This window comes from Streptosporangium sp. NPDC001559 (assembly GCF_042893955.1).
GTDB lineage: Bacteria > Actinomycetota > Actinomycetes > Streptosporangiales > Streptosporangiaceae > Streptosporangium.
In genome coordinates this window covers 236,942-262,123 of sequence record NZ_JBIAVG010000013.1, presented here as the reverse complement: position 1 = coordinate 262,123, position 25,182 = coordinate 236,942, and the positions used below count along the sequence as shown (strand labels likewise).

The following is a 25,182-nucleotide window of genomic DNA, read 5'->3' as shown; positions in this document are numbered from 1 at the left end:
CGATGACGGAACGGGACGTCGCACGACCGGAAGACACACGGGCACCCGACAGGGCGGACGAGTTCGGGGGGTTCCACCACCTGACGTCCGCGGGCGTGCCCACCAGAGGCCTCTTCCCGCGCGGGGTGTGGGAGCGGCTGAAGAAGAAGGGGACCTGCCTCGACCGGGTCCGCCATGCCATCGGGACGGCGGCGGACCGGGGAAGGGGGCTGCCGTGATCACGGTGCGCGCGCTGCTGGCGCTCGGACTGCTCGCGGGCCCCTGCCTGCTGTGCCTGGTTCTCGTCCTGTTCGACGCGGGCGTCCTCGTCCTGCTGGTGTGGGACGCGCTCGCCCTGGACAGGCCGCCGCGGGCGGGGACGGTGATGACGGTGCTCACCGCGATCCCGGCGCTGTGGGTCCTGCGCCGCCTGTTCGTCACCGGGGCCGGGGCGCGGCCCGCCCCCGATGGCGTCCTGGTCACCCCCTGGCAGGTGCCCGAACTGTGGGCCGTGGTCACGGAACTGGCCGGGCGGCTCGGCACCCGCCCGCCCGCGACCCTGCGGCTGACCGCGGAGGTGGGCGCCGAGCTGTCGGAGGAGACGAGGCTGCTCGGCCTCGTCGGGGGCAGACGGCACCTGCGCCTCGGACTTCCGCTGCTGGCCGGGCTGACGGCCGACGAACTGCGCGCGGCGCTCGGCCACGAACTGGGGCACCACACCCCCACCGGGCTCGGCGCGGTCGTCTACCGGGGGCATCTGGCGCTGCGTGCCGCCCTCGACCGGCTCGAACGCCCCCGCACCCCGGACCCCGCGCGCGGCGTCCCGGTCTCCTTGATCCGGTGGCCGCTCTCCGGCTACGCGAGGCTGTACCTCTGGGTCTCCTCCGCCGTCAACCGGCGGCAGGAACTCCAGGCGGACGCGGCCGCGGCGAGGGTCGTCGAGGCCACGGGAGCCGCGGGAGGCACGGTCGTGGCGGAGGCGTTGTGGCGGACCCTGGTGGTGCTGCCGGTGGCGTGGGGTGAGTTCCGTGACAGGTACCTCGACCCCATGCACGCCAGGGGCTACCTCCCCGACGACCCGCTGGCGGTGTTCGCCGCCATGCTCTCCTCGTCCGGCTACCGGGCCGCGATCGAGGGGATGGAACACGCGACGCCGTCCCGGCGGATCTCGCGTCACGACCCCCATCCCAGCGTGGAACGGCGCCTGCGGGCCCTGGGCGGGCGCCGGGAACCCGCGGGCCGGGGCCGTACCGCCGCTCTGGAGGCCGGGTTCGGGGTGGAACCGGGGGCCGTACGGCACTGCCTGTTCCCCTGGGCGCGGGAGAGGAGGGCCGTACTGCCCTGGCAGGAGTGGGTCGGGCTGACCATGGAGACCCTGGCGACGGAGCCGGTGAGGGGCCTGGTCCGGGCCGCCCGCAGGGTCGGCGGCACCGCGCGGCCCGCCCTGGCGACCGTCCTCGACCTGCTGGCCGACGACCGGGCGGAACGGCTCGCCGCCTGCCTCGACCCGCAGGGGGAACGGGGCGGGAAGGAGACGGCCGGGAGCCTGGCCCGGCTGGAGACCGCGCTGTTCGCGCTGGTCGGCCAGGCCCTGGTGGTGCGGGGGCGGGCCAACTGGGAGACGACCTGGACCGGGCCGAGCCGCCTGGCCTGGAGCGAACGGGGCCGGGCGGTCGCGGCGGGCGTCACCGTCGGGGAGGTCCACGCCCTGGTGGCGGCGGCCGTCCTCGGCGGCGCCCCCGAGGTCGGGCGGCTGCGGCTGCGGCTCGCCGCGCTCGGGGTCGACCCCGGGACCTGGCTCGGCCATGACGCCGAGGGGACACCCCAGGCGGAGGAGCCCGTCGCGACGGCGGGCGCCCCGGTGGCCGTGGGCGCGGAGACGGCACGAAGGAGCCGCAGAAGGTTCACGCTCCGTCTGGCGGGCGCCGTGCTGATCGGCATCCTGTTCCTGGTGACCGCCCTGTCGTCGGGTTCGGACACCCCCGAGGAGCCGGAGGACCCCGAACCCGCGGGGGTGTCCGTCACGCCGTGGCGGGAGATCGTCCCCGTTCAGCCGTCACTGTCCCCCCACGTCCCGCCGGAGACGCCGCGCCCGAGTCTCGGCCCCGGCACGGTCCGGCGCCTGGACGAACTCCTGGAGCAGGAGTTCGCCAGGCGTCACGAAGACGGCACCAAACGGTAGTCCCTCTCCCGGCGACACGCCTGTGAACAGGCAAGACACGCCATGGAAGCGTTCTTTCCCCCGGGGAGGAGGGAATGGTGCAGGAAACGAGGACGTGGACCCCGGAGAGTGCATTGAACGCCTGGACGTTCGAAGGACAGCCCGGAGCGCTGGGCGACACCACGGTGACCCTGGTCGAGGGGGGCTCCTTCTGCGTGTGCTCGCGAAGCGGGGACATCATCCAGGGCGGTCCGCAGGGCGTCTACCACGCGGACACCCGGCTGCTGTCCCGCTGGGAACTGCGGGTGGACGAGTCGCCCGTCGAGCCGCTCAGGGTGCTGGCGGGCGAGCCGTACCACGCGACGTTCGTGGGCAGGGCGGCGCCGCGGCCAGGGCGGGTCGAGAGCAGTCTGCTGGTGATCAGGGACCGTTACGTCGGCGGCGGCCTGCGGGAGGACCTGATCCTGCGCAACCTGTCGGACGAGCCCGCCGGGTGCGTACTCGACGTGCACGTCTCCTCCGACGTGGCCGACCTGTTCGAGGTGAAGGCGGGCCGGATCAGGCACGTGACGGACGTGGAGATGACGGCCGACAGGTCGGGTCTGCTGGTCTTCTCGGCCACCAGGTCACGCGGGACGCGGGTGGTCACCGACCCTCCGCCGTTCGCCGTGCCCGGCGTGCTCATCTTCAGGGTCGTCGTGCCCGCGCGCGGCGAGTGGAAGGCGACGTTCCAGGTCAACCCGATCCTGGAGGGGGAGGAGTCACCGGCCTGGTTCTCCACCCACCACCCGCTCGAACACGCCGAGCCCGCCAGGCGCCGCGCCGACTGGGAACGGCTCAGCCCCTCCTTCACCACGAGCAACCGCGCCCTGGCCCACGTGATCCACCGTTCGCGGGAGGACCTGGGGGCGCTGCGGCTCTTCGAACCGGACCGGCCGGAGGAGCCGCCGACGATCGCGGCGGGCGCGCCCTGGTTCATGACGCTGTTCGGCCGCGACTCGCTGCTGACCTCGTGGATGGCGCTGCCGCTCGACCAGTCGCTCGCGCTGGGCACCCTGCGCCGCCTGGCCAGGCTCCAGGGCAAGGTGGACGACCCGCTCACCGAGGAGGAACCGGGCAAGATCCTGCACGAGCTGCGGTTCGGTGTGCAGACCGGCGCCTCGCCGCACGGCGGCCACGCCTACTACGGCTCGGTCGACTCGACCCCGCTGTTCGTGATGCTCCTGGGCGAACTGCGCAGGTGGGGGGTGCACCAGCAGGCCGTCGAGGAGCTCATGCCGTACGCGGACGACGCCCTCGACTGGATCGTCAGGTGCGCCGACCCGTTCCTCTCCTACCAGCGCAAGACCGACCACGGCCTGGTCAACCAGGGCTGGAAGGACTCCTTCGACGGCGTCAACTTCGCCGACGGCACCCTGGCCCGCGCCCCCATCGCCCTGGCCGAGGTGCAGGGCTACGTCTACGCCGCCTACATCGCCCGCGCCCACTTCGCCCACGAGGTGGGCGACATCGAGCTGGAGAAGGAGTGGAACGCCCGCGCGACCCGGATCAGGGACGCCTTCAACGAGCGTTTCTGGCTGGCCGACCGGGGCTACTACGCCATCGGGCTCGACCACGCGGGACGGCCCATCGACAGCCTCGCCTCCAACATGGGGCACTGCCTGTGGACGGGCATCATCGACGAGGACCGGGCCGCCTCCGTGGCCGAGCACCTGCTCTCCCCGGAGATGTTCACCGGGTACGGCGTGCGCACCCTGGCCTCCAACATGGGCGCCTACAACCCGATGAGCTACCACAACGGCTCCGTGTGGCCGCACGACAACGCCCTGATCGCGGCCGGCCTGATGCGCTACGGCTTCGCCGAGGAGGCCAAGCGGATCACCTTCGGCCTTCTCGACGCGGCCGAGGTCTTCGGCTGGCGGCTGCCCGAGCTGTTCTGCGGCTTCGGCCGCTCCGAATTCTCCTGGCCGGTGCCGTACCCGACCTCCTGCTCGCCGCAGGCGTGGGCGGCGGCCGCCCCCATCCACCTGGTGCGCACCCTGATGCGCCTGGACCCGTGGATCCCCAGGGGCCGGGTGTGGGTCGACCCGGTTGGGCTGGGCAAGCTGCGGATCACCGGGCTTCCCCTGGACGACTCCCGCGTCACCGTCGACGTCGACGGCTCGGAGGTGTCCGTCACCGGCCTTTCCGAAGGCGTCACCCTGATCAACGAGCCGCGCCGCCCGACGGCGGCCGCCCTGCGCTACGCCCCCTGAGGTTCCACTCAAGTCGGATTCCGGCGGGCCGGACGGCCGTAGGTGAGGTTGAGAATGATCGCCACAACCGCTGTTTCCCGACGACGCGACGCGATGCGTGTCGTCATGGTCGCGCCCCCCTGGTACGACGTCCCGCCCCTGGGCTACGGGGGCATCGAGGCGATGCTCGCCGAACTGGTCTCCGGGCTGTCCCGCAGGGGGCACGACGTCACCCTGATCGGGGCGGGCAGAGCGGGGACGGGGGCCAGGTTCCTGCCCACCTACGACCCGGCGCCCTCGGAGCGGATCGGCGAGCCGATGCCCGAGGTGCTGCACGCGGCCAAGGCGTACGCGCTGGCCCTGGACATCGACGCCGACATCGTCCACGACCACTCGCTGGCCGGGCCGCTGAGCGCGGCGGCCAGGGCGGTGCCGACGCTGGTCACCTGCCACGGGGAGATCGAGGGTGAGCTGGGCGAGTACTACCGGGTGCTCGGCCCGGCCGTGTCGATGGTCGCGATCTCCGAGGCGCAACGGCGGCTGGCCCCCGACCTCAACTGGGCCGGGGTGGTCCACAACGCCGTCGAGACGGCCTCCTTCCCCTTCCGGGAACGCAAGGAGGACTGGGTGCTGTGGCTGGGCAGGCTCAACGCGGACAAGGGGGCGCACGTCGCCATCGACGTGGCCAGGGAGGCGGGCCGCAGGATCGTGCTGGCGGGCAAGCTCACCGAACCAGCGGAACACGACTACTTCAAGCGGGAGATCAAGCCGAGGCTCGGCCCCGACGCCGAGTACGTCGGGCAGGCCGACGCCGCCCGCAAGCGGGAACTGCTGGCCGCGGCCCGCTGCCTGCTCTTCCCCATCCTGTGGGAGGAGCCGTTCGGCATGGTCATGATCGAGTCCATGGCCTGCGGCACCCCCGTCGTCGCCCTGAACCGGGGGGCGGTTCCCGAGGTGGTCGCCGAAGGCGTCACCGGATTCGTCAGGGAGGAGGCCGAGGAACTCGCCGAGGCCGTCGAGGCGGCCGGCGGGCTGGACCCGCACGCCTGCCGGGCCCACGTCGCGGGCAACTTCGACGTCGAGGTCATGACCGCCGGGTACGAGCGCATCTATCGGCAGGTCATCGCCGCCCCGGGAGAACCCGCCGGAGGAACCAGGGATCTGGCGCTGCCCGTCACCTGAAGCGTCGAAGAGCGTCCTGGTAGATCGTGTTTTGCCGGTATCGTGCCGGGTTATGGTGCGCTTAAGGAAGCGCGCGTTGCTGCCCGCATGGCTGCGGCGCGCGGTGCTCGGCTGGTTCGACGCGCGGTACATCTCCAGGGCCGACCACCGGCAGGACATCAAGGACGCGCTCTGGGAGGTCCAGACGCTGGGCCGGGAGGTCACCGCGCTGCGGGCCGAGGTCGACAGGCTCAGGACCCAGGTGGCCAAGACCACTCCGGAACAGGCGCAGGTGCGGCGCTGGGACGACGCGCACCGCCTCGCGCAGGAGACCGCGGCCGCCATGGAGCACGTCCTGCAGAACGAGGTCCTGCTCTGGCAGGCCGCCGACCAGGCGCTGGGCCGCCGTGGGGCGGGTGCTCCATGAGGGTGACCTGGACCACCGAGGGCGACGTCATGCGCCTGGCCTTCCGGCTGGACGCCGAGGACGAGATCACCGGCCTCTGCGCCGACGGCCAGCCGCTGAGGATGGCCACGAACTCCTGCCGGGTCGAGCTGCCGCGCACCCCCGGCGAGGTCCACCCCGACCTGCGGGCGCTGGCGGCCTGGACGATCGTCGCGCCGTGGACGCGCCGTACGGTCACCTTCGACGAGCCGATCTCACCGGTCCTGGCCGAGGCCCTCGCCGACGGCTGGGGGGTCGAGGCGGGACCGGTCGGCGGGACGCCGCGCTCGGGGAGCAGGCTCGCGGTCTCCTACAGCGGCGGCGCGGACTCGGTCGCCGTGGCCGCGATGCTGCCCGACGCGCCGTTCGTGCACTTCCAGCGGGTCTCCCATCCGCGCGTGCCCAACCGCTGGACCCACTACCGCTCCGACGTCCTGGCCCGCCTGGCCGAGAAGACGGGCAGGGAGCTGACGGTGGTCCGCTCCGACCTGGAGTTCACCCTCGCCGAGCCCCGCCCCGGCTATCCCGAGCACCACGCGGTGGCCGCCGGGGCGCTGCTGCTGGCCGACGAACTCGACCTGGGCGGTCTCGCCTTCGGTTACGAGCTGGGGTCGCGCTGGCTCGGCGGGGACCGCTACCTGCTCAGATACACTCCCGACAACCCGATGTGGGCGCCGCACGGCGCCTGGGGCAGGGCGTTCGCCGCCGCCGGGGTGCACATCGTGCTCCCGGTCGGCGGGGTGAGCGAGGCGGTCACCATGCGCCTGGCCCTGAACTCCTCCCTGCGCGAGCAGGTCCGCTGGTGCCTGCGGGGCGTCGAGGGCCCCTGCGGGACCTGCGGGAAGTGCCTCTACAAGGAGCTCATCCAGGCCGCCGTGGAACGCCGCCCGCTGCGCACCGCGGTCGGCCCCAAACGCCCCGTCGCCCGCAAGTGGCAGGAGCCCCCGCCGTACGGCGGGCAGGAGATGATCGAGTACGGCTGCGCCAGGGTCCCCGGCATCGAGGGCACCGTCTTCGGCAGGGCCGCCGGGTTCCTCGGCGCGACCGAGGCCTCGACCGCCTGGCTCGACCGCTGCTACCCCCCGGCCGTCGAGGAGATCCCCAAGCCGTGGCGCGAACAGGTCCACGACTTCATGGCGGCCGAGGTGGGCTTCATGAGTGAGGACGAGGCACGCCGCGTCGAGAGCTGGGGGACGGCCCGGGGGACGGCTCAGGGGACACGATGAGCGATCGGGAGGCCCAGGGGACCCGGAGGACCCAGGGGGCGCTGACCCGCAGGGCGCTGCTGGTCGGCGTCGGAGCCGCGGGCGGGGCGGGCGCCATGTTCGCGGCCATGGGCGCGCTGGGCCTGGCCCCCGGCTCCCACGAGACCCGGCCCGAGGACTACGTTCCGCCCCGGGCCTCCGACTTCTCCCTCAGTGGCAGGGGCGCGGCGAAGGTGGTCGTCCTCGGCGCGGGCGTCGCCGGGCTGACCTGCGCCTACGAGCTGGGCAAGGCGGGTTACGACTGCACCCTCCTCGACGCCGCGGACCGGGTCGGCGGGCGGAGCCTCACGTTGCGCCGGGGCGACCGGCTGACCGAGAACGGCGGGCAGACCCAGACGGCGGGCTTCCAGGAGGGGACCTACTTCAACGCCGGGCCGGGCCGTATCGCACCGTGGATGGTCACCATGGACTACTGCCGCGAGCTGGGCGTGCCCATCGAGACGTTCGTCAACAACAACGCCTCCGCCTACGTCTACACCCACGGCATGAAGGCCCCCGTCAGGGCCAGGACCGCCCGCGCCGACATGTACGGCTACGTCGCCGAACTGCTGGCCAAGGCCAGTCACGCGGGCGCGCTCAACCGCAGGCTGACCAGGGACGACAGGGAACGGCTCGGCGAGTTCCTGCGCCGCTTCGGCGACCTGGGCCCCGACCTGTCCTACCGGGGTTCGACCCGCAGGGGCTTCACCGCCTACCCCGGGGTGGACGACGGGGTCCCGCTCGGCGCCCCGGGCTCACTGGCCGAGGTCTTCGCCGCGGGCATGGGCAGGGCGATCACCATGGACTTCGGCTACGACCAGGCCGTGCCCATGTTCCAGCCGGTCGGCGGCATGGACGCGATCGTGACCGCGCTCACCCGCGCGGTCGGCCGGGACCGGATCATGACGGGTGCCCGCGTCACGGGCCTGAAGAACCTGCCCGACGGCGTCGAGGTGACCCACACCGGGGGCACGATCCGCGCGGACTACTGCGTCGCGACACTGCCGCCGCACCTGATGGCCCGCCTCCCGCACAACCTGGGCGCCCAGGTCACCGCCGCGTTGCGCACCCCGGTCCCGGTCGCCGCCGGGAAGATCGGCCTTGAGTACGGCAGACGCTGGTGGGAGATCGACGAACGCATCTACGGCGGCGTCACCGAGACGGACCTGGACATCACCCACATCTGGTACCCCTCACACGGTTACCACTCCGCGTCCGGCCTGATCGTCGGCTACTACAACACCGAGGAGAACGCCGAGCTGTACGGGAGGCTCCCCCACGCCGAGCGCCGGGCCCGCGCGCTCACCCAGGGCAAGAAGATCCACGGCGAGAGGTACCGCGCTGACCTGCGTTCCAGCGTCTCCATCGCCTGGCACAGGCAACCGCACATCGAGGGCGGCTGGGTCCGCTGGCCCTCCTACGAGGGGGCCTTCGCCCTGCTGCGGCGCCCCGCCGGGCGGGTCTACTTCGCCGGGGACTGGCTCACCCACCTGGTGGCCTGGCAGGCGGGGGCGATGGAGTCGGCCAGGCGCGCGGTGACCGAGCTGCACACCCGGGTCGTACGGGCCCCGGCCTGATTCGCCGTACAGTCTCAGGAACGACGCGGCGAGTGATTGGGAGAAGGCTGTGGGGATCGGCATGGGGATCGGAACGCTTGACTGGGTGCCCGCCGGGGAGCGGCCCGACCTGCTCGCCGATCCGGTCACACGGGCCATAACCGGGCTGGACGTCGAGGTCGCGGAGATCGACCCGGACCTCGCCGACACGGCGGCCTTCTGCGAGCGTTACGGCGTCGGAATGGGCGAGTCGGCCAACTGCGTGATCGTGGCCGCCAAGCGCGCGGGCGAGGTCCGCTACGCCGCGTGCATGGTGCTCGCCACCACCAGGGCCGACGTCAACGGTGTGGTCAGGCGGCACCTGGACGCCAGGAAGATCTCCTTCGCCCCGCAGGACGACGCCGTCGGCCTGACCGGAATGGAGTACGGCGGCATCACCCCGCTCGGCCTGCCCGAGGACTGGCCGGTGCTGGTGGACGAGGCGGTCGCGGCCCATCCGGGGGTGGTGATCGGCAGCGGTGTGCGCAGGTCGAAGCTGGCGGTCTCCGGTGCCCTGCTGGCCGGTCTGAAGACCGCCCAGGTGATCGGCCTGGCGAACTGACGCCGAAAAGAGATTGAGTGTTACCCCGGTTTGGGAAACCGTGGAGATCTGGCACACGTTATCCCATCAGAGAATATGGCCTGATGGTTCATCTCATGGGCGGGGTTTAAGCCGGTATGGTTTTTCATGCCATGAATCAGGACGACCGACTGGGCCCGTACCGACTGCTCCGGCGGCTCGGTGAGGGCGGCATGGGCGTTGTCCACCTCGCGGCCGACCCCCACGGGCGGCAGGTCGCGGTGAAGGTCCTGCGCTCTGAGGTCGCGGGCGACGACGTGGCCCGCCGCAGGCTCTCCCGCGAGGTCGAGACCATGCGGCGGGTGCGCAGCGAGCACATCGCCGAGGTCCTCGACGCCGACGTGACAGGACACCGCCCCTACATCGTGACCCGCTACGTGCCGGGTCAACCGCTGGACGACCACGTCAAGCAGGAAGGTCCGATGGACCTGCCCGCGCTGCTCAAGGTCGCCTACGGGGTGGCCTCCGCGCTGGCGTCCGTGCACTCCGTCGGGGTGATCCACCGCGACCTCAAGCCCGGCAACGTGCTCATCCTGAACGGCAGGCCGGTCCTCATCGACTTCGGCATCGCGCAGGCCGTGGACGCGACCCGGCTGACCCAGACCGGCATGTTCATCGGCACGCCCGGCTACCTCGCCCCCGAGATCATCGAGGGGCACGAGGCGGGACCCGAGGTGGACGTGCACGCCTGGGCGGGCACGATGGTCTTCGCGGCCACCGGCCAGCCGCCCTTCGGCAAGGGCACGCTGGAGATGATCTTCTACAACATCACCGCGGGCCGGGCGAACGTGGACGCGGTCCCCGAGGCGCTGCGGCCCGTGCTGCGCGCCGCCCTCCAGCGCGATCCCGCCAGGCGTCCCAGGGCGGCGGAGCTCGCCGCCCAGATCGAACGGCTGATGTCGGCCTCCGGACGTCCCAGCCCGCCGGACGAGGTGCCCACGGTCACCGGCTTCGAGGGCCGCGCGACGGACCTCGGGCAGCCGACGGGGCCGTACGTGCCGACGGGACTCGGCGCCACTCCGGGTGTCGCTCCGGGTACGGCTCCCGGCCAGGCGACAGGTCAGGCGACGGGGCCCTACGTGCCCACCGGCCCGGGTTTCCGGTCCGGTCCCGTCGCGGACCCCGGGCAGCGGACCGGCCCCTACGTGCCCACGGGCCTGGGCTCCCGCCCCGGCGACGTCGCGGCGTCCGGTCGTACGGGGGAGCGAACCGACCCCGGCGACGTGCCGACCCCGGTCGCCTCGCGTCCCGGCACGTCCATGCCGTGGCCGCCCGCCCCGGTCTCGACGCCGCCCGACTACGTCTCGCTGCTCGGCGAGCAGCAGCAGCAGGGGCCCGACCCGTGGCCGACCCGCAGGGTGACGCCGGAGGAACTGCGCCAGGCGGCCGCCCAGCCGATGTCACAACCGATGCCGCAGCAGGCCTTCCAGGAGCAGCCGGGAACGAGGGGCCTCCCGGCGAGGCCCGGTGGCGACGGCGACATCCCGACCCAGCGGGTCCGGCCCCACGAGCTCGAACAACTGCGCAACCAGGCGCAGCGGCAGTACCCCCAGGGGCAGGCGGCCTTCGAACGGGCCACCCAGCCGGGCGGGCACCCCGCGCATCCGGGCGCCGCCGGCCCGCAGCCCTACCAGGCGACACGGGTGCAGTCCTACCCGCCCGCCGAGGAACGCCAGGAGTGGCGTCCCACTCCCTCCTCCGCTCCGCGAGGCTCCGCGGTTTACGGCGTCGCGAGCGCGCTGCTGATGGTCGCCGTGACGGCCGTCGCCGTCCTGGTGCCCGTCCTGACCGCCGCCGTCGCCATCCCGCTGGTGATCCTGCTGCGCGCGGCCGACATCGCCCAGCCCGAGCTCAACGGCCGCAGGCAGGCCTCAGAGGGGGCCGCCGACGTCCTGCGGGTGCTCGGCAGGCCCGCCGCCCTGGCGAAGTCCGCGGGCATCACCCTCGCGCTCGTGCCGTACGGCCTCATCCTCGGCCTGCCGGTGACGTTGCTGCTGTCGGTGCTGGTCAGGGGCCTGCCGCAGACCGCCGCGCTCAGCTGGGGGGCGGCTGTGGCGCTGTGGACGATCTGCGCGGGTCCCGGAGTCGAGGGCCCCAGGAGGCAGATGCGACGTACGCTGGCATCACTGCTGCCTTCACGTGGCGCGGCCACGGCCGTGGCCGCGGTGCTGGGAGCGGTCGCCGCACTGGCGCTCCTGTTCGCGATCGGCACCTTCAGGGGAGGGACGTCGCGGGTGCAATGGGCGCCGGTCGACGTCGGAACGGTGGTGGGGGAACTGCGCAATCTACGGGACAGGGCGACACGATGACGGCGGGAGAGACGCAGGCACCGGAGCGGCTCGGGCCGTACCGGCTGCTCAGGCAGATCGGCGAGGGCGGCATGGGGGTCGTCCACCTCGGGCTCGACGAGGACGGCCGCGAGGTGGCGGTCAAGGTCCTGCACCCGCACGTCGCGGCCGACCTCAAGGCCCGCGACCGGCTCACCCGCGAGGTCGAGACCATGCGGCGGGTGCGCAGCGCGCAGGTGGCCGAGGTGCTCGACGCCGAGCTGACCGGCGCGCAGCCGTACATTGTGACCCGCTTCGCGCCGGGCCGCACGCTTGAGGAGATCGTCCTCGCGGAGGGGCCGCTGGCCCCGCACGAGGTCATCAAGCTCGCCCGCGGCCTGTGCGCGGCGCTGGTGGCGATTCACGCGGCCGACGTCGTGCACCGTGACCTCAAGCCGTCGAACGTGATGATGGTCGACGGAGAGCCGCTGGTCATCGACTTCGGCATCGCGCACCTGGTCAACGCGACCCGGCTGACCCAGACCGGCATGTTCGTCGGCACGCCCGGCTATCTCGCCCCGGAGATCATCAGGGACTCCGAGATCACCCAGGCCGCCGACGTGCACGCGCTGGCCTCGACGGTCTTCTTCGGCGCGACCGGCAAGCCGCCGTTCGGCACCGGGAGCTTCGAGGTCGTCTGTTTCAACATCATGGAGGGCCGGGCCAACGTCGACCAGGCCCCGGTCTGGCTGCGCGGCTGGCTCAGGCAGGCCCTGGCGGTCGACCCCAAGGCCAGGCCGAGCGCGCACGCGCTGCTGCGGATGGCGCGCGACCTCGACCCGACGGTCACCGCCTTCCACGAGGCCGCGCCGCCGCAGGCCAACGACGGCGGCACCAGGGTGTTCAGCGCGGACGGCACCCGGGTGCTGGACGGTCAGCCGCCGGTCGTGCCGCCCCCCACCGCGCCGTCTTCCACGTCGTCTTCCGCTTCGTCCTCCACGTCGCCTTCGGCGTCGCAGCCTCCGGTCACCGGGACGCGCGTGCTGGGAGACCAGCCTCCGGTCCCGCCTCCGGCGAACGGCACCAGGGCGCTGCCGCAGGACGGGACCTACTCCGACCTGCTGCCCCCGGTCGAGTACGCCAAGCCGGAGCGGCGCGAGCGCAGGCCACGTGAGGAGCCGCCCGAGCACCAGGCCGGGCGTTCCGCGGCCGGGTCGCCGCCGCCGTACGTCCCGGCCACACCGCCGCCCTACATTCCGGCTCCGCTCTCCGTACAGCGCAGGGTCGCGCCGCCGCCGCCCTACCCCGACCAGCGGGTCGCCGGATACCCGGCGCCGCAGCCGGTGGGGCAGGGCGCGCCGTTCGCCCCGCCCCAGCACGAGCCCAGGCCGTACGTCCCGCCGCCCGCGCCGCAGCCCCTGCCGGGGGAGCAGCGTCCCCGCTACCGCACCGGGCATCCGCTGGCCGCGGCGCTGCTGCTGGCGATCCTGGTCGGCCTCGCCTGCGTGCTGCCCGTGGTGGTGAGCGCCTTCGCCCTGGTCGCCGTGCTCTGCCTGCGGGTCGGGGAGTACCTCTTCGGAGACCTGGCCCAGCGTCGCTCCGTGCGTGGCAACAGCGCCGCCGACCCGCTGCTCGCGCTGGTCGGCACGCCGTGGGCGTTGATCAAGGCGTTCCTCGCGACGCTGGTCACGGCTCCGCTGGCCGCGATGTTCGGTATGTGCGTCTGGGGCGCGCTGACGTTCATCGGGCACATGAAGACCGACCCGGCGGCGGCCTACGCGGCCGGGGCGTTCGTGGCCGGGCTGTTCGTGCTGCCCGGCGGGGGCAAGCCGCGCAGGGCGGTCTCCCGCGCGCTGACCGGGGTGATCCGCAGCCCGGGGGCGGCGATGGTGACCACGATCATCCTGGGCACGCTCGCGTTCTTCGTGGTGATGGGCGCGCTGACGCTGATCCCGTCCTTCGTTCCGTGGGACCAGCCGTCGAGCGTCGTCAAACAGGTGACGCGAGCCTGGCAGGTCCAGGTGGAGAACGGGCAGATGGGAGCGATCGACCTCGTCCGAGGCCTGTTCAACGACCTGATGGACAGCCTCGGTCTCGGGTTCGTCTCCTTCTAGACGGAGGGTCCGAGCCGCTGGGATCCTGAACGACGAAGGGCGTGGGTGTCTTCCGGACCCCACGTCCTTCGGCTTTGCCCCGGTCGTTGCCGGGGTGCCGTTTCATCCTCCTTCCCGGCGCCGGTCCGTCAGGTTTCCGCGGCGTGCTCGATTTCACAGGCCGGAAGAACAAAAGGTGGGCCGATAATCGCCGACGGTGTAACCATGACGGCGGCGGGGGAGATGAGATAGAAGGACTGGGAGGGCGAGTGAACGTTGCCGATCTGGCGAATCAGGTGACACCTTATGTGGTGGCGGCGATAGGCGCCTACGGAGGCGCGGTGCTGGCCAAGACGCAGGATCTGGCCGCCGACGAGTCGGTGAATCTCGGGCGCAGGCTGCTGCGGCGTTTCGTCAAACGTGAGGAAAGCCGCGATCGCATCGAGTCCGCCGTTCAGGATCTCGCGGACGAGCCGGAGGACGAGGACGCCCTGGCCGCACTCCGCGGTCAGTTGAAGAGGGCTCTCGCCGCCGACCCCGAACTGGCCGGGGACGTGGCGAGATTGCTGGGGGCCGCCTCCGCCTCCGCTCCGGTGGTGAACAGCGGTGGCCAGGTCGTCTCCGGAAGCTCGATCTCCGGGGACAACGTTCAGATCGGATCGGCACGGGACGTCAACCTCCATCGACGCTGATTCGCCGGGAGGTCAAGTGGACATGGCTTCCTGAAGATGTACTTCGTAATCGGGAAGTGGCGCGTTCGTGAATCATGGGTGTGGCTTGCCCTGCTGTTCCTGCCCTACCTGGTGATTCCTTCTTCGCTTCCTCCGGTGCCTTTCCGCGTTCCCGTGGAAAATGGAGACGCGGCTATTCCCGGCGGTATCCGCTCGCTGCTGTGGAAGGTGAAGATCCCGGAGGACCTGTCCAACACCGTCTTCGTCGGTGACGTGCTGGTCGTGACGCACGGAGATCAGATCGAAGGCAGAGAAGCCGATACAGGGCGTCTCCTGTGGTCCTTCGGCGTGTCGGACTCCAACGGCTACAGCCCGCCGGAGGAGCGCATCGGGGTGACCGGCGACTACGTCGTCGCGGCGATTCCGCGCGACGGGAAGGACAAGACGGACGAAGAGGCCCCCAGGGGTGACGGCCTTCTGACGTTCAACGGCCGCACCGGAGCACTCCTCTGGACGCTCGGGTCCGGATTCCACGGCTCCGACACGCCCATGCCCTCTCTGGTGACCTATCTCGGTGTCGGTGAGGGGAACGTACTGATCCACCTTCCCGCCATCGGTGTGGTGAGAGCCCTCGACGTGGCGGACGGGCGCCGCAGATGGGACTCCCCCATCCCCTCCGGGTGCCTCGGGCAGACAGGCGGGGCGGACCGGTGGGTCGTCGCGATGCTGATCTCCTGCGGGCGGGAGACCCGTCTGCGTGTGCTGAGCGCCTCCACCGGCAGGTGGCTCTGGGAGCAGGAGGTCTTTCCCCTGGGCAACCCCCTGGTCGTGGTCGCCGACGGGGTGGTGGGCCTGGAGAGCGACAACGCGTTGAACGTCTACGACGCCGACGGCCGGCAACTCTACGAGCACGTCGCCGAACACGCCTGTCCGTGCTCTCTCGTCGCCACGGCCACCGGTGTGCTGGTCGTGGGGCAGGACGACTACAGAAACTCCTCGTTGACGGCGATCGTGGACCGGCGATCCGGCCGCGTCATCGAGAGCGCGGACGAGAGCGTCTCCTTCACGGCGGTTCAGGCGCTCGACGGGCGGATCTACGCGACGAGGCGGCTCGGTGAGCTTCAGAGCTCCATCGTCGTGACGGTGGATCCGGTGACGGGAGAGCAGACGCCCGTCGTCGCCTTTCCCACTCCCGCCAGCCTGCTTGGCATGAGCCGGTACGCGTTGCTGTTCGCCTCCGTGTCCACCTCGTCGCTGGCCGCTTACACGACGGTTCCGCCGTCGGCCGACCCTGGTGCCACGGCGCGCGGAGGCGTCGGTCGTGAGAGGTGGCGTGACGCGTGTGCCCTGATCCCGGCCTCCACGCTGAGGGCCGAGTTCCCGGGGGCTCACTACACTCCTGTCGCCCGGCCGGGGCCGCCGGAACTCGCCCTGGACACGCCCGTCGGCTGCGATCTGGTTCCCGGCGACGCGAGGCATCCCGTCATCACGATCGACATTAGATGGGCGGGAACGGACAAGGACGAGACAGAGGACGTTCTTCAGGATCTGATGGCGAGGTTCGACGAGAAAAAACCCCTCCCTCTCGAACATGGCGCGCAGATGTACACCAATAGTGCGGTGCGCGATGTCGTGATCCTACGGGCGGGTGACACGGTGGTCCGCATGGACGGCGCGGGTGGTCACGAGGTCACCGTGAGGCTCGCCCGCCAGGTGGTTCGTGGCCTTCAGGCGACGAGATGACCCGTCATCCGCCTGAGACCGAGCCGGTCGAGCAGCCCGCCGCCGCCCCGAGCCTGCACCATGCGACGGTCGGCGGGAACAACGTCCAGATCACGTCCGCCAGGGACGTGACGGTCGTCTCCGAGCCTGCGGGAAGACCCGTCCGGCGGCGTTCACCGGTGTGGCTGCTCGTCGTAGGCGTCGTCCTGGCGGTCGGCGCGGTAGCGTTCGGCGAACGCTCCACTCTGGCCGACGCGGCTCAGGACGCTTTCGGCGCGCCGGTCCTGACCGCCGTCACCACATCGATAGTCAACGTCGGAGACTCCTTCGCGATGCCGGACGAGTTCTCGACGGCCGAGCACGCCCTTCTGCTGCGCGCTCCGAGTTACCGGCAGCTGACGGAGACGCTGTTCCGTCATCATGCGGCTCGGCTGGGGACGATGAACGTGGTCACCGTTCTCCGGGGCCGGCGCCACGGCGTCGTCAGGATCATCGACGTCCGGCCGTACATCGTCAGGTCCGGGCCCCTTCCCACGGGCACCTGTCTCACCATCCCCGCCCAGGGAGGTGGTGAGGAGTACGAGGTCGAGGCGGACCTCGATCACCTGAACCCCAGAGGCGGTCGGTCGAGGTTCCTGCCCAAGAGCATCGATCTGGCATATGGGGAGCGTGTGACGGTCGAGTTCACGGTGCATGCCAAGAACCGCTGGTACGAATGGGGTATCGAGGTGGTTTACGCCTACAAGGACAGTGGGGAGACCGAGAGCGCGTTCTTCCGACAGGCCAACGGACAGCCGTTCAGAGTCACAGGAAAGGCACCGAGGTACTCGGTCGTCTACAACGATCCCAGCAGTCTCGGTGTGGGCTACCGGATCACCGGTAGGAATCAGCCGTGCGGAAGGTGATGAGAACACGGCTGCTGGTGATCCTTCTGGTGCTGGTCCTGCCCTTGCCCCTGGCGGACGCACCGGCGGCCACCCAGCCACGAGCGCGTCTCATCCCTCTCTGGCACAGGGATGTCTCGATCCCGCAGGGGGAGTACGGGTACGCCCTCACGTCGCGTGACTTTCTCGTGTACACCGCACGCGGTGTGCTCGCGCTCGGCCTGGACGACGGACGGCCAAGGTGGAGACACCACCTCTCCACGGCGACGGCCGTGGGCTGGAGCATCGCCTCCGGCGTTTTCGTCGTCGACTACTACCAGCCGTTCGCCCAGGTGAACAGGCGGCACCAGCTGATCGCGGTGTCGAGCGTCACCGGAAAGGAACTGTGGCGCAGACGGGGGCTGTCCCTCCCGCCCCGGGGACGGAGGTCGGCGGCCCTGCAGGACCGCTCGCCGGTCTTCCTCACCAGGAAGTCGGAGAAAGGAGGGCTGACCGCCGTTTCGCCGGGCACGGCGCGTGATCTGTGGAGCTTCCGCCCTCCCGCCGGGTGCGACGTCTCCCAATCGGCGGTTCGTGCCGCCGACGTGGTGCTCCTCCTCACCTGTGGCCGGTCCTCGCGCATGCTTCTCCTGGACGTGGCCACCGGTGCGACGCGCCGGTCGGTCCGGCTTCCCGCGGGGGCGGTCTCGGACTTCCAGGTCGCCGATCACGTGATCGCGCTCTTCGGTGACGGTGCGATGACCTTGTACGACGACGAGGGGCGGGCGGTGATCCGGCGCGGGGAGTGCTGGCCGCGATGCGCGATGACGTACGAACAGGGCCTCGTGCTGACGACCTACCACAGCGGTGAGGAGGATGTCATGGAGGCGGCGTCCTGGCCCGGAGGCGCCCCTGTGTGGCAGGTGAGACCGGCGCCGGCGTACACCGGCCTGGTCGAGGGAGGCGTCGGAATCCGGGCGACGGAGGAGGAAGGCCTTCCGGTCGTCGACCTGGTGGAGCCCGGGACCGGTGAGGTGACCTCCTACGGCCTTCCGACGCCCGGCAGGCCGCTGGCGTCGGCCGGTGAGCGTCTCTACGCCGGAAGCGTCATGAGCGCGGTGGGGCAGACGCCGAGCGTGCGCATCGTGGCCCTGCGACGTGGGCAGGGCGGAGGGACGCCGCTGCTCGCGGGCGTGGACCCGGGCCGCTGGCCGGACGCCTGCGCGCTTTCCCCGGGGAGGACGTTCTCCGCCGGGGCGCCCCGGACCACCCTGTCCGGTTACACCATGCCCGCCCCTGTCGCCTGCCGCTACACCGATCGGAACGGCGGCCACCTCGTCGTACGTGTCCTGTGGGTGGCCGGCGATCCGGGCGAGGCCGTCGGCACGATCGAGACGCTACGGGACGTCTACGCGTACAGACCGGTCACCGGCATCGGAGACCAGGCCGTCGTGGACGCGACCCTGCCGAGCACCGTTGTCCTCAGAGCCGGTTCGGTGGTGGTCTCCGTCGTGTCGGGTGACATCTCCGTACGGCGCCGGCTGACGGAACTCTCCGGATCCGTCGCCGACCGGCTGCGCGAAACCGATGTCGTCAGCGAGGCGCGGGCCGTCCCCGCTCCCGCGCCACCACAGCGGTTCAGGCTGCTCCGCCTGCCGGGAACGCGAACGGTGGTGGCCGAGGATGCCACGACCTCCCCCTGGCTCGGCGCCTATCTGTCCGGTGAAGACCTCTACGTCCGGGTGAGGGGAGTCTTCACCCGGCTTGACGGGACGGTGAGGGCCCTTTCGCCGACCGGTGCCTGGGGGGCCGGGACCACGGAGAGCTACCCGGCGCAGGGCCGGGACCCTGTGACGATCGTGGACACCGCGACGGGGAAGGTCCGCGAGGTGCCGACGGTCAAGGCGCCCATGGGCGTGGTCCGCCCCGTCTGGTCGCCGGACGGACGTCTGCTGCTGACCGCCCGCACCCAGGAGGCGATCACCGGTTTTGTGATCGTCGACGTGGCCACGATGAGTTCCCGGTTCGTCCGCGTCGCCCACGGCGGCCGCTACTCAGGAGGATTCCGCTGGGGGGCGGACTTCAAGACGGTGGCCGTTCAGACCGGGCCCGAACGCGACGAGGAGGACACCCATCGTGACGTCACGTTCTTCGACCTCCACGGTGCGGTGCGACACCGCTTCAAGAAGGTCGGGAAACTGATGGGAGAGCAGAACTGGATGTCCCCCTCCGGGAGGGCCTTCGCCACCCGGTGCGCCGGGCAGGCCGGTCAGCTCTGCCTCTGGCGAACGGCGGACGGCGCGCAGGCGGCCCGGGTTCCGGTGGATTCAGGCCGTTTCATCGCCTGGTACGGCGAGGACCGCTTCCTCGGCCGGCACACCCTGTCCTCGGGGGAACGGGTGGTCGGGATCACCGACCTTCTCGGCCGGTTGCGCGCTCAGCTCGCCACGACCCCCAAGGGTGAGGAACTGGAACCGGTCGTCGTTTCCCAGGCCGGAGCCTGATCTCCGGACGGTCTCCGTCCGGAAGATGTGAGTTCCGGCAACCGTGATGGAGAAGCCGGGTGTAGGCCCGTGTCCTTTATGGAGGGTTTCTCGGAACCTCTTCGTGCGGGAGCGGCCCGGCTGAGGCACGATGAGGGGACAGGCCGGAAGGAGCCGCATGGGAGCGACCGAGGGTGACCGCCTTGGCCCGTACCACCTGCTGTCCACGCTCGGCGCCGGAGGTTTCGGCGAGGTCCACCTGGCGCTCGACCCCGACGGGCGGACGGTCGCGGTCAAGATCCTGCATCCGCACGTCGCGGCCGACGCCACGGCCCTGGCCCGCCTCTCCCGCGAGGTCGAGACCATGCGGCGGGTCCAGGGGCCGCACGTCGCCGAGGTCCTGGACGCCTCGATGGAGGGCGCCCGCCCCTACCTGGTCACCCGCTACGTGCAGGGCCGCCCGCTCAGCGCGCTGATCTCCGCCGAGGGCGCGGTCCCCGGTGACGATCTCGTACGGCTGGCGCACGGTCTGGCACGGGCGCTGGCGGCCGTACACGCCGCCGGGGTCGTCCACCGCGACCTCAAGCCGGCCAACGTCATCATGGCCGACGGCGAGCCGGTCGTGATCGACTTCGGTATCGCCTCGGCCCTCGACTCCGCCTCCGTCACGGCGTCGGGGACGGTCGTCGGCACTCCCGGGTATCTGGCCCCCGAGGTCATCGAGGGCGTGGCGGCGGGCCCGGCGGCCGACCTGTTCTCCTTCGGCACCACGCTCGCCCACGCCGCGACGGGACGGCACCCGTACGGCACCGGTCCGGCCTCGGCGGTCGGCTACCGCGTCGTCCACCACGATCCCGACCTTGAGGGGGTTCCCGGCTGGCTTGAGCCGGTGCTGCGCGAGTGCATGCGCCGTGACCCGGCCGCCCGGCCCACGGCGGCGGAGGTGCTCGAACGCCTCGGGGCCGAGGCCCCGGAGGTCGGCGAGCCGCTCGTACGGCCCCGGCGGGCCTTCGCCGTGCCGGGAGTCTCCACAGGTTCCGCGGACTCCTCAGGCGGCGGGGCGGTGGACACCGGGGTGCACGCGCTGACCACCCGGCAGTGGCGTCCGGGGCGGCGTCCGCCGCAGGGCAGGCTCTCCGCCGAGGAGGCCCTGCGGCGCCGCAGGGTCGTGGTGCACCGTCGCTGGGTCGTCGGCACGGGGTTGCTGACCGCGCTGGCGGCGGCGACGGCGCGCGGTCCGCTGCCGGAGCTGTCGCTGCTGTTGCTGACGGCCTACGGCCTGACGGTGCTCGTGGACGGGGGAGTCGCCCTCCTCGCCCGTAAGGACCGGGGCCGGGCGATCGTCGATCTGGCGGGTGGCGCGGGAGCCGTCATACTCTGGGCCGTTCTGGGCACCTTCTTCAGCACCCTCTCGCTCGCGCTCGCACTGGGTACGGTCCTGTTCGTTCTGGTGGCCATCCTCGTGTCGAGCTGAGCTACGGGACCCGGCCACGATTTCCGGAACATAGTTCGGTATGGTGGGGGTGTGTGACTGATCGGCCGGCACCTGGCCGTCGGCGTCAGCCGTACGGTCCGGGTAGGCTACCGATCGGTAACATGGTGCCGGAGGGCAGGGGCGGGACATCCCGGTCGTGCCGTCCGCTGCCGTTCCGCCCACGGGGACCCGGCAGTCTTGGCATCGCGTGCACGTACCCCGCGTGCGCGTAGGGAGCATTCGGCGCTAACCGCAGCGACGCGGTGGCGCACGCGAACACGGGAGGTCGGCCACCGGCCATGAACATCGTCGTCTGCGTGAAGCAAGTCCCCGACACGGCGACCGAGCGCAAGCTGCGGTCCGATGACAAGACGATCGACCGCGACGCCGCCGACGGCGTCATCAACGAGCTGTGCGAGTACGCGGTCGAGGAGGCGCTGCGCCTGAAGGAGGCGCACGGGGGTGAGGTGACCGTCCTCACCATGGGTCCCGACAAGGCGAGTGACACCATCCGCAAGGCCCTGGCCATGGGCGCGGACAAGGCGGTCCACCTGGTCGACGACGCGTTGCACGGCTCCGACGCGCTGGGCACCTCCTACGCCCTGGCGCAGACGCTCAGGAAGATCGGGTTCGACCTGGTCGTGCTCGGCTCCGAGTCGACCGACGCCCGCACCGGCGTGCTCGCCGCCATGCTGGCCGAGCGTCTCGGCGTCCCGCAGCTCACCTTCGCCAACAAGGTCGAGGTGGGCAAGGGCACGATCACCGTCCAGCGCGTCACCGACTACGGCTACGACAGGGTCGAGGCCTCGCTGCCCGCCGTCGTCTCCGTCGTCGAGAAGATCAACGAGCCACGTTACCCCTCTTTCAAGGGCATCATGGCCGCCAAGAAGAAGCCGGTGGAGAAGCTCGGAGTCGCCGACGCCGAGATCGACGCCGCCCAGGTCGGTCTGGCGGGTTCCTGGAGCGAGGTGACCGACTTCGCCGCGGCTCCGCCGCGCGCGGCGGGCACGATCGTCAAGGACGAGGGCGACGGCGGTGTGAAGGCCGCCGACTTCCTCGCGTCGAAGAAGTTCGTCTGAGAACGGGGGTTGCCTGATATGTCTGAGATTCTCGTTCTGGTCGAGCACGTCGAAGGTCAGGTCAAGAAGGTCACGCTGGAGCTGCTGACGCTCGCCCGAGGGCTGGGCTCGCCGTCGGCGGTCTGGGCCGGGCCCGGATACTCCGCGGAGGCCCAGGCGAGGCTGGCCGAGCACGGCGCCGAGAAGATCTACGTCGCCGACGCCGCCGAGGTCGGCGACTACGTCGTGGCCCCCAAGGCCGAGCTGCTCGCCCAGCTCGTCTCGGAGAAGGCTCCGGCCGCGGTGCTCGTCGCCGCGACGGCCGAGGCCAAGGAGATCGCGGGCAGGCTGGCCATCAAGATCGACTCCGGCGTGCTGACCGACGCGGTCGGCGTGGGGGACGGCCTCGTGGCCGACCAGTCGATCTTCGGTGGCGGTGTCAACGTCCACTCGCGCGTCACGAAGGGCACCCCGATCATCGCGGTCCGCCCCAACGCGACCCCGGTCGAGGCCGCGGCGGGCGCGGGCGCCGAGGAGCGCGTCTCCGTCACGCTCTCCGACGCCGCCAAGGCCGCCAGGATCGTGGAGCGGGTCAAGGAGGAGAAGGGAGCCCGTCCCGAGCTGACCGAGGCCGCGATCGTGGTCTCCGGGGGTCGTGGCGTGGGTTCGGCGGAGAACTTCTCGGTCATCGAGGGGCTCGCCGACTCCCTCGGCGCCGCCGTCGGCGCCTCCCGCGCCGCGACCGACGCGGGCTGGTACCCGCACCAGTTCCAGGTCGGCCAGACCGGCAAGACCGTCTCCCCGCAGCTCTACATCGCCGCGGGCATCTCCGGCGCCATCCAGCACCGGGCCGGGATGCAGACGGCCAAGACGATCGTCGCCATCAACAAGGACCCCGAGGCGCCGATCTTCGAACTCGCGGACTACGGCGTCGTGGGCGACCTGCACCAGGTCGTCCCGCAGCTGACCGACGAGATCACCAAGCGCAAGTAGTTCACAGGACCACGGGAAACGGCGTCGCGCCCGGGTGCGGCGCCGTTTCCCGTGTGGCCGTCCGGCGGCGGGCCCGCCGCCGGACGGCGCTGTCCTCACTCAGGGAGTCCCCAGGCGTCCCCCGACGGTCTGGACCTCCCGTTCACCACGGGTCGTTGTGCCCTACGGCACGGTCACCTCGCGCACCAGGTGCGAGCTCCACGGGCACCAGGTGTTGCCGGGAAGGAACGCGCCGCCCACCTCGGACAGGTGCTCCTCGACGTAGCCGATCGAGGCGTCGCACACCTCGGTCGCGACGTCGAAGAAGTCGACCGTGGCGGGGTCGTAGTGGTAGCTCCAGGACGGGTTGTAGCTTTCGGTGCCGGTGACGATCTTGCCGATGACGCCGCGCCTGTCGGTGGACAGGCCGCTCAGCAGATCCCTGGCGTGCCGGATCTTGGAGGTGTCGGTGAGCTTGAAGACGAACGTGTCGCTGCCGGCGTCGGCGAACTCGAAGTAGGCCACGGGTCCCAGGGAGGCCTTGGAGGCCGGGCCGGTCTGCTGCGCCTGGGCGGTACCGGCCAGGGCGAGCGTCGAGGCCAGGGCGAGTGCGGTGACCACCGGAAGGACGGGTCGCATGAGCATCTCCTGTTCTGACGGATCGTGAATACGACGTACTTGACAGGCAGTGCACTACCAGTCAGAACTGTAGATCAACGATCAACGACACGTACAGAGGATTTTCTGCCTTGATCTCTTATTTGGATGTTGTTCGCATTTAAGACATATATGTTCCGGCCTTCCGCGGAATGCGGAAAGCCGGAAAGACGACCTGGTCAGGCGGCCATGGACAGCTCCCGCTCCCGCGCCTCCTCCACGGCGGCCGGTACGGCGGGGCGGGGCAGGAACCGGGCGGCCAGCGCGATCAGCAGCCCCAGGACGACGGCCAGGAAGAGCGCGGTCCTGAGGGTGGTCACGTGCGAGACGAACCCGATGATCACCGGGCCGAGCAGCAGCCCCGCGTAGCCCATCGCGCCGGTCTGGGCGATGGCAGGGCCGGGGTTGGCCGTCGCGCCGCCCGCCAGGGACAGGGCCATCGGGGAGACCGTGGCGACCGCGACACCGACCAGGAGCATGGCGCCCACGGCGACCGGGGCGGTCGACGCGCTCAGCACCGCGCCGAAGGTGGCCGCGGTCGTGAGACCCGCGGTGACGATCATGCCTCGGGCGCCGAAGCGAGCCCTGATCCGGTCGCCGGTGAGCCTGCCGAGCAGCATGCCCGCCTCGAAGACCGGGTAGCCCAGCGCGGCCACGGCCTCGGCCGCGCCCAGGGTGTCACGCAGGTACAGGCCGTTCCAGTCGGCGATCGTGCCCTCGACCATGAACGCGCAGAAGGCGATCACACCGAGCAGGTAGACCACCGGAGGCATCCGGCGGCGGCCGGACGCGGCGGCCTTCTCCGACAGGACGGGGTCGGGCAGGTAGGAACGGCTGATGACGACCAGCACGGGAAGTGAGACGAGCGCCACCAGGATCAGGTGGGCGGTGAACGACAGGCCCGCCGCGATGGCCGCGGTGCCGAGGAGACCCGCGGAGATCGCGCCCACGCACCAGCCCGCGTGCATGCCGTTCATCAGCGGCCTGCCGTAGGCGCGCTCGACCGTCGAGCCCTGTGCGTTCATGGCGACGTCGACCGCGCCGAACGCCATGCCGAACAGCGCCGCGGTGACGAGCAGCAGGGGATAGGTCGGCGCCAGGGCCAGCAGGGCCAGGGTGACCGCGCACAGGGGAGCGCCGACCCGCAGGACGCTCCGGCTGCCAAGCCGTGCCATCACCCCGCGCATCGACTGCATGGTGACCAGCGCGCCCAGCCCCCACACGAGGAGCGTGACGCCGATCGACGCCTCGGACAGGCCGAGTTTGTCGGACAACGCCGGGATGCGCACGGTCATCGACCCACAGAGCAGGCCTGCCAGCACGAATGTGAGAACTGCCCCGGTTCGGGCTGTCCTCAGGTCGCGGGTCATCACTAAATCCCTTCACAACAGGTTGTTTCAACGATGAATAAACGGGAACACACGAGTCGGGGGGGGGGGGCCCCCCCCGCGCCCCCCCCCGGGGGGGGGGGGGGGGGCCGCGCCCGGCGGGGGGGGCAGCCGGCCGCGGAGGGGGGGCCGCGG

The 25,182-nt window shown here is 71.4% G+C and carries 19 protein-coding genes; 17 read left to right on the top strand and 2 right to left on the bottom strand.

The features are described from left to right. Positions 1-2: 2 nt before the first annotated feature. From ACFYY8_RS28160 to ACFYY8_RS28080, 17 genes are all read left to right on the top strand, one after another. Positions 3-218 carry a hypothetical protein gene (locus tag ACFYY8_RS28160; protein WP_390045959.1) on the top strand — a complete coding sequence of 72 codons (216 nt, stop codon included), beginning with the start codon at positions 3-5 and terminating at the stop codon, positions 216-218. Beyond that, positions 215-2,161 (top strand): M48 family metalloprotease, encoded by a 1,947-nt coding sequence (locus ACFYY8_RS28155; protein WP_390045957.1) that lies wholly within the window; start codon positions 215-217, stop codon positions 2,159-2,161. Before ACFYY8_RS28160 ends, ACFYY8_RS28155 begins: the two co-directional genes overlap by 4 nt. 113 nt (positions 2,162-2,274) lie before the next feature. Continuing rightward, positions 2,275-4,395, top strand: a complete 2,121-nt coding sequence (locus ACFYY8_RS28150) for a glycogen debranching N-terminal domain-containing protein (RefSeq protein ID WP_390045955.1) — start codon at positions 2,275-2,277, stop codon at positions 4,393-4,395. 54 nt (positions 4,396-4,449) lie between these two features. After that, on the top strand, positions 4,450-5,556 hold the full coding sequence (locus ACFYY8_RS28145; protein ID WP_390045953.1) for a glycosyltransferase family 4 protein: 1,107 nt from the start codon (positions 4,450-4,452) through the stop codon (positions 5,554-5,556). Positions 5,557-5,608: 52 nt separating this feature from the next. After that, entirely contained in the window at positions 5,609-5,962 is a 354-nt protein-coding gene (locus tag ACFYY8_RS28140; protein WP_390045951.1) for a hypothetical protein, read from the top strand. Beyond that, positions 5,959-7,206: a DUF6395 domain-containing protein gene (locus ACFYY8_RS28135; RefSeq protein ID WP_390045949.1), complete on the top strand. Its 1,248-nt coding sequence runs from the start codon at positions 5,959-5,961 to the stop codon at positions 7,204-7,206. The genes ACFYY8_RS28140 and ACFYY8_RS28135 overlap by 4 nt, the downstream gene beginning before the upstream one ends. Beyond that, positions 7,203-8,801, top strand: coding sequence for a flavin monoamine oxidase family protein (locus ACFYY8_RS28130; protein ID WP_390045948.1), 1,599 nt, complete (start codon positions 7,203-7,205; stop codon positions 8,799-8,801). The genes ACFYY8_RS28135 and ACFYY8_RS28130 overlap by 4 nt, the downstream gene beginning before the upstream one ends. A 61-nt stretch (positions 8,802-8,862) precedes the next feature. Then, positions 8,863-9,381 (top strand): YbaK/EbsC family protein, encoded by a 519-nt coding sequence (locus ACFYY8_RS28125; RefSeq protein WP_390045947.1) that lies wholly within the window; start codon positions 8,863-8,865, stop codon positions 9,379-9,381. Between the two features lie 131 nt (positions 9,382-9,512). After that, positions 9,513-11,708 (top strand): protein kinase, encoded by a 2,196-nt coding sequence (locus tag ACFYY8_RS28120; RefSeq protein ID WP_390045945.1) that lies wholly within the window; start codon positions 9,513-9,515, stop codon positions 11,706-11,708. Next, positions 11,705-13,780, top strand: coding sequence for a serine/threonine-protein kinase (locus ACFYY8_RS28115; protein ID WP_390045943.1), 2,076 nt, complete (start codon positions 11,705-11,707; stop codon positions 13,778-13,780). The genes ACFYY8_RS28120 and ACFYY8_RS28115 overlap by 4 nt, the downstream gene beginning before the upstream one ends. Before the next feature lie 248 nt (positions 13,781-14,028). Further along, positions 14,029-14,451 (top strand): hypothetical protein, encoded by a 423-nt coding sequence (locus tag ACFYY8_RS28110; RefSeq protein WP_390045941.1) that lies wholly within the window; start codon positions 14,029-14,031, stop codon positions 14,449-14,451. A 153-nt stretch (positions 14,452-14,604) separates the two neighbouring features. Next, positions 14,605-16,173, top strand: coding sequence for a PQQ-binding-like beta-propeller repeat protein (locus ACFYY8_RS28105; protein WP_390045939.1), 1,569 nt, complete (start codon positions 14,605-14,607; stop codon positions 16,171-16,173). Then, on the top strand, positions 16,170-17,057 hold the full coding sequence (locus tag ACFYY8_RS28100; RefSeq protein WP_390045937.1) for a hypothetical protein: 888 nt from the start codon (positions 16,170-16,172) through the stop codon (positions 17,055-17,057). The genes ACFYY8_RS28105 and ACFYY8_RS28100 overlap by 4 nt, the downstream gene beginning before the upstream one ends. Beyond that, a complete protein-coding gene (locus ACFYY8_RS28095) occupies positions 17,057-19,519 on the top strand; it encodes a PQQ-binding-like beta-propeller repeat protein (RefSeq protein ID WP_390045935.1) in 2,463 nt (820 codons plus the stop codon). Before ACFYY8_RS28100 ends, ACFYY8_RS28095 begins: the two co-directional genes overlap by 1 nt. Positions 19,520-19,676: 157 nt before the next feature. Beyond that, positions 19,677-20,972: a serine/threonine-protein kinase gene (locus ACFYY8_RS28090; protein WP_390045932.1), complete on the top strand. Its 1,296-nt coding sequence runs from the start codon at positions 19,677-19,679 to the stop codon at positions 20,970-20,972. 299 nt (positions 20,973-21,271) lie between these two features. Beyond that, entirely contained in the window at positions 21,272-22,051 is a 780-nt protein-coding gene (locus ACFYY8_RS28085) for an electron transfer flavoprotein subunit beta/FixA family protein (protein ID WP_362780575.1), read from the top strand. Positions 22,052-22,069: 18 nt separating this feature from the next. Then, positions 22,070-23,023 carry an electron transfer flavoprotein subunit alpha/FixB family protein gene (locus tag ACFYY8_RS28080; protein ID WP_390045929.1) on the top strand — a complete coding sequence of 318 codons (954 nt, stop codon included), beginning with the start codon at positions 22,070-22,072 and terminating at the stop codon, positions 23,021-23,023. Positions 23,024-23,185: 162 nt separating this feature from the next. Here the strand turns inward: ACFYY8_RS28080 and ACFYY8_RS28075 are convergent, their stop codons facing one another. Further along, entirely contained in the window at positions 23,186-23,641 is a 456-nt protein-coding gene (locus ACFYY8_RS28075) for a calmodulin-binding protein (protein WP_390045927.1), read from the bottom strand. A gap of 197 nt (positions 23,642-23,838) precedes the next feature. Next, a complete protein-coding gene (locus ACFYY8_RS28070) occupies positions 23,839-25,029 on the bottom strand; it encodes an MFS transporter (RefSeq protein WP_390045925.1) in 1,191 nt (396 codons plus the stop codon). Positions 25,030-25,182: the final 153 nt, after the last annotated feature.

What these genes read in the sequence shown, in the direction of transcription:
- ACFYY8_RS28080 (WP_390045929.1), top strand. Translation starts at nt 22,070, where the DNA reads ATGTCTGAGATTCTCGTTCTGGTCGAGCACGTCGAAGGTCAGGTCAAG.
- ACFYY8_RS28120 (WP_390045945.1), top strand. Translation starts at nt 9,513, where the DNA reads ATGAATCAGGACGACCGACTGGGCCCGTACCGACTGCTCCGGCGGCTC.
- ACFYY8_RS28085 (WP_362780575.1), top strand. Translation starts at nt 21,272, where the DNA reads ATGAACATCGTCGTCTGCGTGAAGCAAGTCCCCGACACGGCGACCGAG.
- ACFYY8_RS28100 (WP_390045937.1), top strand. Translation starts at nt 16,170, where the DNA reads ATGACCCGTCATCCGCCTGAGACCGAGCCGGTCGAGCAGCCCGCCGCC.
- ACFYY8_RS28145 (WP_390045953.1), top strand. Translation starts at nt 4,450, where the DNA reads ATGATCGCCACAACCGCTGTTTCCCGACGACGCGACGCGATGCGTGTC.
- ACFYY8_RS28125 (WP_390045947.1), top strand. Translation starts at nt 8,863, where the DNA reads ATGGGGATCGGAACGCTTGACTGGGTGCCCGCCGGGGAGCGGCCCGAC.
- ACFYY8_RS28095 (WP_390045935.1), top strand. Translation starts at nt 17,057, where the DNA reads ATGAGAACACGGCTGCTGGTGATCCTTCTGGTGCTGGTCCTGCCCTTG.
- ACFYY8_RS28135 (WP_390045949.1), top strand. Translation starts at nt 5,959, where the DNA reads ATGAGGGTGACCTGGACCACCGAGGGCGACGTCATGCGCCTGGCCTTC.
- ACFYY8_RS28070 (WP_390045925.1), bottom strand. Translation starts at nt 25,029, where the DNA reads ATGACCCGCGACCTGAGGACAGCCCGAACCGGGGCAGTTCTCACATTC.
- ACFYY8_RS28160 (WP_390045959.1), top strand. Translation starts at nt 3, where the DNA reads ATGACGGAACGGGACGTCGCACGACCGGAAGACACACGGGCACCCGAC.
- ACFYY8_RS28115 (WP_390045943.1), top strand. Translation starts at nt 11,705, where the DNA reads ATGACGGCGGGAGAGACGCAGGCACCGGAGCGGCTCGGGCCGTACCGG.
- ACFYY8_RS28140 (WP_390045951.1), top strand. Translation starts at nt 5,609, where the DNA reads ATGGTGCGCTTAAGGAAGCGCGCGTTGCTGCCCGCATGGCTGCGGCGC.
- ACFYY8_RS28090 (WP_390045932.1), top strand. Translation starts at nt 19,677, where the DNA reads ATGGGAGCGACCGAGGGTGACCGCCTTGGCCCGTACCACCTGCTGTCC.
- ACFYY8_RS28075 (WP_390045927.1), bottom strand. Translation starts at nt 23,641, where the DNA reads ATGCGACCCGTCCTTCCGGTGGTCACCGCACTCGCCCTGGCCTCGACG.
- ACFYY8_RS28130 (WP_390045948.1), top strand. Translation starts at nt 7,203, where the DNA reads ATGAGCGATCGGGAGGCCCAGGGGACCCGGAGGACCCAGGGGGCGCTG.